The following is a 6,620-nucleotide window of genomic DNA, read 5'->3' on the forward strand; positions in this document are numbered from 1 at the left end:
TACTGTGCTACTGCAATTTATCAACATCAAAAAAATAAAGATTATGACCTACAAGGAAGCCAACAATATCAGTATCAAGGATTACCTGAACTCTTTGGGAATCCAGCCCGTCACGGAAAAGGGAAGTTACGGGATGTACCGCAGCCCCTTACGGGAGGACAACACACCGAGTTTCAAGGTGGATTATAACGCCAATCTATGGTGTGACTACGGAACTGGCGAGGGCGGGACGCTCATCGACCTTGTGATGAAGCAGAACGGGTGCAACGCCTACGGTGCTATCTGCCGACTGGAACAGGGCAGCACCACCTCTTTTTCCTTTCACGGGAAAGACCTACCAGAAAGGGACACGAAAAGGCAGGCAACCAGCCCGATAGAGATACGCAGAATACAGCCGTTACAGAATCCGGCACTCATGCGCTACTTGCAGGAAAGGGGGATTTCCCCCGGAACGGCAGCCCCATACGTGCAGGAAATGTATTACCGCATCGGTGGAAAGCCTTATTTTGCGCTGGCGTTCAGGAATGATTCAGAAGGTTACGAGCTTCGCAATCCCCGTTTCAAGGGCAGCACATCGAAAGACATCACCCATATAAGGCAAAAGGGAGAGCCGAGAGATACCTGTTTCGTGTTCGAGGGCTTTATGGATTTCCTCTCATTCCTCACTATCCGGCAACAGAAAAGCCCGGGTATGCCCTGTACCGACTGGCAGGACTACGTTATCCTGAACTCCACCGCCAACGTAGATAAAGCCTTATATCCGCTGGCTGATTACGGGCATATACACTGTATGCTTGACAATGACGAGGCAGGCAGGAAAGCGGTTGAAGCCATAAGGCAGGAATACAAATGGCGTGTACGTGACGCATCACACCTGTACAGCGGTCACAATGACCTGAACGACTATTTGCGTAGTCTTAAAGTGAAACAATCCCAAGACTTGACAGTTACCGACAAGCCCCAGCCGGAGCAGGATAACAGACAAAATCCGGGTGAAAAAAGAAAGAGAGGGCTAAGGATGTGACCTGCAAGACTGGCGGCATGAACAGACGGCAGGCTGTGTGATTAGGGAGAGCAAGGTTATGTTTCGGTAGACCGAAACACCTTGCTTTGCTTGACAGCAAAGAAAATTTCTCCCGTTGGTCGCAATTTTTAAGATACCACCTAAAAGTAAAAACGTATGACAGGGATAAGGAACAAACCGGGAGGTCGCCCGGCAAAAAGCCGGATAGACAAGCAGAACCGGGTAGTCAGCACGAAGTTGACCGAGTTACAGTTCTACGCAATCAGGAAGCGAGCCACCGAAGCCGGGCTGCGTGTCAGCGAGTACGTCCGGCAGGCGGTCGTTTCGGCAGAGGTAACGCCCCGGCTGAACAGGCAGGATGCGGACACTATCCGCAAGCTGGCGGGCGAAGCCAACAACATCAACCAGCTGGCGCACCGGGCGAATGCCGGAGGGTTTGCACTGGTAGCGGTGGAACTGGTGAAACTCAAGAACAGGATTGTTGAAATCATAAACCAACTGTCGGATGATTGGAAAAATAAGAAAGGGAAGCAGATTTAAAGGCTGCGTGAACTATGTACTCGGCAAGGAACAGGCAGCCTTGCTTCATGCGGAGGGAATATTAGCCGAAAGCAACCGGGACATCATACGCAGTTTCATACTGCAAGCCGGGATGAACCCCGACCTGAAAAAGCCGGTCGGACATATTGCGCTAAGCTATTCCCCGGTGGACGCACCCAAGCTGACAGACGGGAAAATGGTACAGCTTGCGCAGGAGTACATGCGTGAAATGAAAATCACCGATACGCAGTACATCATCGTGCGCCACCAAGACCGGGAACATCCGCACGTACATATCGTGTTCAACCGTATAGACAACAACGGCAAGACCATTTCGGACAGGAACGACATGTACCGCAACGAGCAGGTATGCAAGAAGCTGAAAGCCAAACACGGGCTTTATTTCGCTAAAGGCAAGGAGCATGTAAAACAGCACCGTTTGAGAGAGCCGGACAAATCCAAATACGAGATTTACAATGCCGTAAAGGATGAAATCGGGAAATCAAGGAACTGGCGGCAGTTACAAACCCGGCTGGCAGAAAAGGGTATCGGGATTCATTTCAAGCACAGGGGACAGACTGGCGAAGTGCAGGGCATATCTTTTTCCATAGGTGAATACACGTTCAAGGGTTCGGAGATAGACCGCAGTTTCAGTTTCTCCAAACTGGATAAATGTTTCGGGGATGCGGGGCTGAACACTGCCGGAAACAACCGACAGACGGTTTCCGCACCTGTTCAGGAGCTATCGCAGACACTGGGCAAAGCCGACAGTCCGTTACTGACAGGCTTGGGCGGTCTGTTCTCCGCCCCGTCCTCTCCGGCTGATGAAACACCCGACAATCCCGGTGAAAGAAAAAAGAAGAAAAAGAAACGACACTTAAAATTATAGGAACATGGAAAATAACTTAATTTTGGAGGGACTTCTCTCTATGGTTACGGAACTGAAAGAACGGCAGGAGAAGCAGGTAACGCCAGCCAGCCGGGAGGAAACGATTAACCGACTGGACGTTATCGAACAGCGCATTTCGGAAATGCAGGGCAAATCCGGCATTCCTGAAAACATGGTGCAGGAGATTCTAAACCAAATCGGCAGTATCAGAAAAGGTCAGTCCGAGAACCAAAAACAAGACCTTGAAGATATAAAGGGGCTTATCGTGACCTCGCACCGATATTTCAAGGAGCGGTTAAAGGTGTTGTTCCCGGCTGATGATACACCAGCCGGAGAAATAACGCCCGTTTCATGGTACGGCAAACTGATATATCGGGTAACTCCCTACCTGAAACCCAAGTTTTTTCTTCTTTCAGCAGGTTTTATTATCTGTATCATTTCGCTAATCTTGAATATTCGTTTTACGGAACGGATGCAACGGTTACAGGACAACGATATAAAATACCGCTATATCCTGATGAAAGGAAAGGCAGACGGCAGCAGCCTTGATTTGCTGGAAACGAAGTTCAGCCGGGAACGGGACAACGCTTTCATCCGAAGCCTGACCGATTCGGTGAAAGGCTTTGAATACCGCAGCAGGAAACAGGCGGAAGCGTTGGAACGGGCAAGGCTGTTGAACGAGCAAGCCGAGCAGCTAAAGGAGGAAGCCGACAAATTAGGCAAGCCATAAAACAAAAGCAAAGCCGGAGCAGAACCGCCCCGGCTTTCTAATTCACTTCTTTTTCTTCGTGCAGTGTTCTTTCTCGAACTGGCGCAACGTGGTAACGCTGAACCGCTCCTTGATGAACTCCCGGACATCGGAAGCCTTATAGTACACTTTTCCGCTGATTGTGAAATACGGCAGCGCACCGATAGCCCGGTAGCGTTGCAGGGTCTTGATACTCACCTTGAAGAGCAGGCACAAGTCCTGATTATCCAGCAGGTTGTCATCTTCGGGCAGCACCCTGTCGGCATTGCGCAGTACCCGTACATCCTTGCAGAGTTCTTCCAATTTGGCGTACAGCTTCTGCATCCATACGCTGAAATCGTCATTGTCTATATACATGATTGCTTCATTTTTCTGATTATACATTATGGTCTGTCAATCGATTGATGAAGCAAAGTTCAGAAAACGGACGCAAAGAAATTACGGGGGAGCTAATGGAATCCCCTATAAATAAATCGTAAGCCGTTGGTTATCTGTACCCTTTCTTGTCATGTTCCTTGCGAATAAGCTCTGCCAGTCCATTAAGAAACTCTGTCAGCTTGCCCGGCTTTCGTTTTATCACGTCCTCATGCTTTTGGTAACAATCACCTATCTTGATATTGAAAAGCCATTCAAAGGCTTTCGTCAAGTCCACTAAATAAACAGGCTTGCCATTTTGATACACAATCTTTTGGGAAAGGAACAGCCCGCTAACTATTTCCATGATATTGATAAGAGTGGTTCTGTCAGCGAGATATAGAGGGGAAAGGGCTTGTTTGTTGGTGCGTTGCTGCAACTGTTCCGGGTACTTGATACGCCATTCGATTAGGCGTATTTCGGTATTCAGTAACCCTATCGCTTCATCAATTAGATGCAAATAGGATATTTTTTTCCTGCTCAAACCATACACGGTATGATTTAAGACGATACAAACCAAAAGAGAAATAGCGGAGTAAAATGCTATAATCTTGTTCTGTGATACTGAAATCGGCTACATGGGTCGCCAATTCTTCGATAGCTTCTGCAAATTCAGATGCAGACACTTTACGTTGTGAGCATTCCGACAATAAGCGGAAAAATCTTTGGTCGAATATTTTTTTCATTTAGTCGATTAAAAATACTATTTGACAGCAATCAAATAGAAATGTTATTGATAATATTTTTAACTTCATATTTTAAAGAATCTGGTCTTATTATAGTTGCACTATCTGCAAAAGACAGATACCAATGTGCAAACTTACTGATTGAAAATGTTAGAAAATGAAGCTCAAACATATCCCCTATCTCTTTCTCAGATGTTAATCCGTAATAATATTTATCATCATTCATTATGGAGGTTTTATTCTTTTCTATTCTTATAACGATTTCATGTAATTTTTCTTTATCATAAAACTCGCGTATGAATTTTTCCAAAGGAGGATGTTCCCGTGATTGTAATTCATTAAGAATGTGCATTTTTTGAATTCTATCTATCCGAAATGTAAGATAGATTTCTTTGGGAAGATAAAAGCCTATTAGATACCAGTTAGTTCTCGAAAAGAAAATTCCAACAGCTTCAATCTTTCGTTCTGAAACACTTAACGCATTACTTCCCAAATAAGATATTTCAATAATTCTTTTTTGGTATATACTTTGTAAAATAAGTAAAAGAATATCAGGTTTATAGGTAGATGATTTATAAGTATCCAATACAGACATGCACTTTTCCATTGTTTCTAACATATTTTTGTCTGCAAAACGCATGACAGACCTAATCTTTTCTATTCCAGACTTATAATGTTCGTTGCTATTTGAATCAGTTAGTTCATGTACTAATTTCTCTGCAATCAAAAAGGACAAAGCCTCTTTTTGAGTAAACATTAGAGGAGATAATTTGAATCCTTCTGCAAGTGAATAACCAATACCGGGATTTCCTATGATAGGAATGCCTGCCTCTTCCAATGTTCTTATATCTCGATATACAGTGCGAATGCTTATATTAAAACGTTCTGAAATTTGCTGTGCTTTCACTAACGAGTACGATTGTAACTGAATCAATATAGCAGAAATACGGTCTATTCTATTCATTTTGCATCTTTAATTTGAATATTTGAATCTTCAATAATAACAGCTTGTTTATTACTTATAGGAATAAGCTGCAACTTCTCATTATATAGTTGAACTATCTTTTCACCTTTTTTCTTGAATGGAAAATTTCCATAATGGGGAATCGTATAAAAATCGACCAAATCTAAAGAAGTACAGTCTTTCAATTCAGGAGCCTTTTCTATTGGATCAAAATTCACACTTCTCATATATTCTGCATCGGGAGAGGCTATTATTGCTCCGGCAGATTCCCCAATATACAGTTTACCCAATTTCACTTGTTTAGATATAATTTTATCAACACCTTTTCTTTTTAACTCTTGCAAAAGGAAAAATGTATTTCCACCTGTTATGTAGATATAATCGCATTTATGTAATATAGAAGATATTTCCTCTTTGGGCAGTTGGGTAATCTCGACTTCTTCAACAATCATTCCTGCTTCTTCTAAAGCCTTTTTCCCCTTTTTTACATAGAATCGTATTGGTTCTGTAAGGCTTGCAGTTGGTATAAAAGCTATAATTTTCCCTTGCAAATCTTCTTTGGCACAATCGACAAATAGATTAGCAACATCAGCAAATGATGAGCATAAAAATAATCTTTTCATATTCTATAATATTAAGTTGAATACTTTTTGATACAAAGATAGCGTCTTCTATGACAGCCCTATGTCAGTAAGTCTAATATTGAAGAGTTTTTTTCATCAAAACAATCCATTATTGAAATTTACCCTATTTGTAATGTGGCTGCACGTTTCGAAACCAGTGGGGTTTATGTAGTTATACATATTACTCGATAAAAATACTCCTTTACGATTCAATCTATTGGGAAAATTGATACCTGACATTTCGACTAAAGTTCTTTCTATATACTTCATGGATATTGAAAACCTTCCGTCACATAGCCTGCAATTCTTCTTAATGATACAGAGAAAAATCCTCAAAACAACTCCTAAAAGAATACTGAACAAAATTCAAACAGACTTTTAGCAGTAAATACAAAAAAAGTTCTTGGAAATATTGATAATTCCAAATAAATATCTACCTTTGCACGCAGAAATCGAACCTAAGACACAAACTTGTGTTGAACGGTGCAAAGTTGTGAAAACCTTATTCAAGGGACTAACATCGTAATAAAGATATAACTTATTGAGAAATAGTGCTATACAAGCCGACTTTCGGTTGCTGGTGGCACCACTTAAAATCCTGATTCTCAAAAGAGTCAGGATTTTTTGTTTTTCTACCAATACGCCACTCCAAACCGAAAAAGTTAAAAAAACATGTGAGGGGTCAACGTAAAAACCTGAGGGATTTATTGTTTAGGCATAAATTTTAGTCAG

General features: G+C 42.5%; 9 protein-coding genes. 4 read left to right on the forward strand and 5 right to left on the reverse strand.

All coding sequences use genetic code 11. From position 1 onward, the window contains the following. Positions 1-43 precede the first annotated feature (43 nt). From DXD04_RS11350 to DXD04_RS11365, 4 genes are all read left to right on the forward strand, one after another. The gene (locus tag DXD04_RS11350; protein WP_005645991.1) at positions 44-1,024 is read left to right on the forward strand and encodes a toprim domain-containing protein; all 981 of its coding nucleotides are present in this window, start codon (positions 44-46) and stop codon (positions 1,022-1,024) included. 156 nt (positions 1,025-1,180) lie between these two features. Beyond that, the gene (locus DXD04_RS11355) at positions 1,181-1,564 is read left to right on the forward strand and encodes a MobC family plasmid mobilization relaxosome protein (RefSeq protein WP_117673319.1); all 384 of its coding nucleotides are present in this window, start codon (positions 1,181-1,183) and stop codon (positions 1,562-1,564) included. Next, positions 1,530-2,453, forward strand: coding sequence for a relaxase/mobilization nuclease domain-containing protein (locus tag DXD04_RS11360; protein ID WP_117673322.1), 924 nt, complete (start codon positions 1,530-1,532; stop codon positions 2,451-2,453). Before DXD04_RS11355 ends, DXD04_RS11360 begins: the two co-directional genes overlap by 35 nt. Before the next feature lie 4 nt (positions 2,454-2,457). Then, complete coding sequence (locus DXD04_RS11365) at positions 2,458-3,183, forward strand: hypothetical protein (RefSeq protein ID WP_117673324.1); 726 nt, start codon at positions 2,458-2,460, stop codon at positions 3,181-3,183. 42 nt (positions 3,184-3,225) lie between these two features. On the opposite strand, the gene DXD04_RS11370 is transcribed toward DXD04_RS11365, so the two are convergent. From DXD04_RS11370 to DXD04_RS11390, 5 genes are all read right to left on the reverse strand, one after another. Beyond that, a complete protein-coding gene (locus DXD04_RS11370; RefSeq protein ID WP_005645903.1) occupies positions 3,226-3,558 on the reverse strand; it encodes a helix-turn-helix domain-containing protein in 333 nt (110 codons plus the stop codon). Positions 3,559-3,688: 130 nt separating this feature from the next. After that, positions 3,689-4,108 carry an RteC domain-containing protein gene (locus DXD04_RS11375; protein WP_005645906.1) on the reverse strand — a complete coding sequence of 140 codons (420 nt, stop codon included), beginning with the start codon at positions 4,106-4,108 and terminating at the stop codon, positions 3,689-3,691. Further along, a complete protein-coding gene (locus DXD04_RS16945) occupies positions 4,062-4,301 on the reverse strand; it encodes a hypothetical protein (RefSeq protein ID WP_005645908.1) in 240 nt (79 codons plus the stop codon). Before DXD04_RS16945 ends, DXD04_RS11375 begins: the two co-directional genes overlap by 47 nt. Positions 4,302-4,332: 31 nt before the next feature. Next, positions 4,333-5,265: a helix-turn-helix transcriptional regulator gene (locus DXD04_RS11385; protein WP_005645910.1), complete on the reverse strand. Its 933-nt coding sequence runs from the start codon at positions 5,263-5,265 to the stop codon at positions 4,333-4,335. After that, positions 5,262-5,888, reverse strand: coding sequence for a Type 1 glutamine amidotransferase-like domain-containing protein (locus DXD04_RS11390; protein WP_004315354.1), 627 nt, complete (start codon positions 5,886-5,888; stop codon positions 5,262-5,264). The genes DXD04_RS11385 and DXD04_RS11390 overlap by 4 nt, the downstream gene beginning before the upstream one ends. Positions 5,889-6,620 lie beyond the last annotated feature (732 nt).

The organism is Phocaeicola plebeius (assembly GCF_003437535.1).
Lineage (GTDB): Bacteria > Bacteroidota > Bacteroidia > Bacteroidales > Bacteroidaceae > Phocaeicola > Phocaeicola plebeius_A.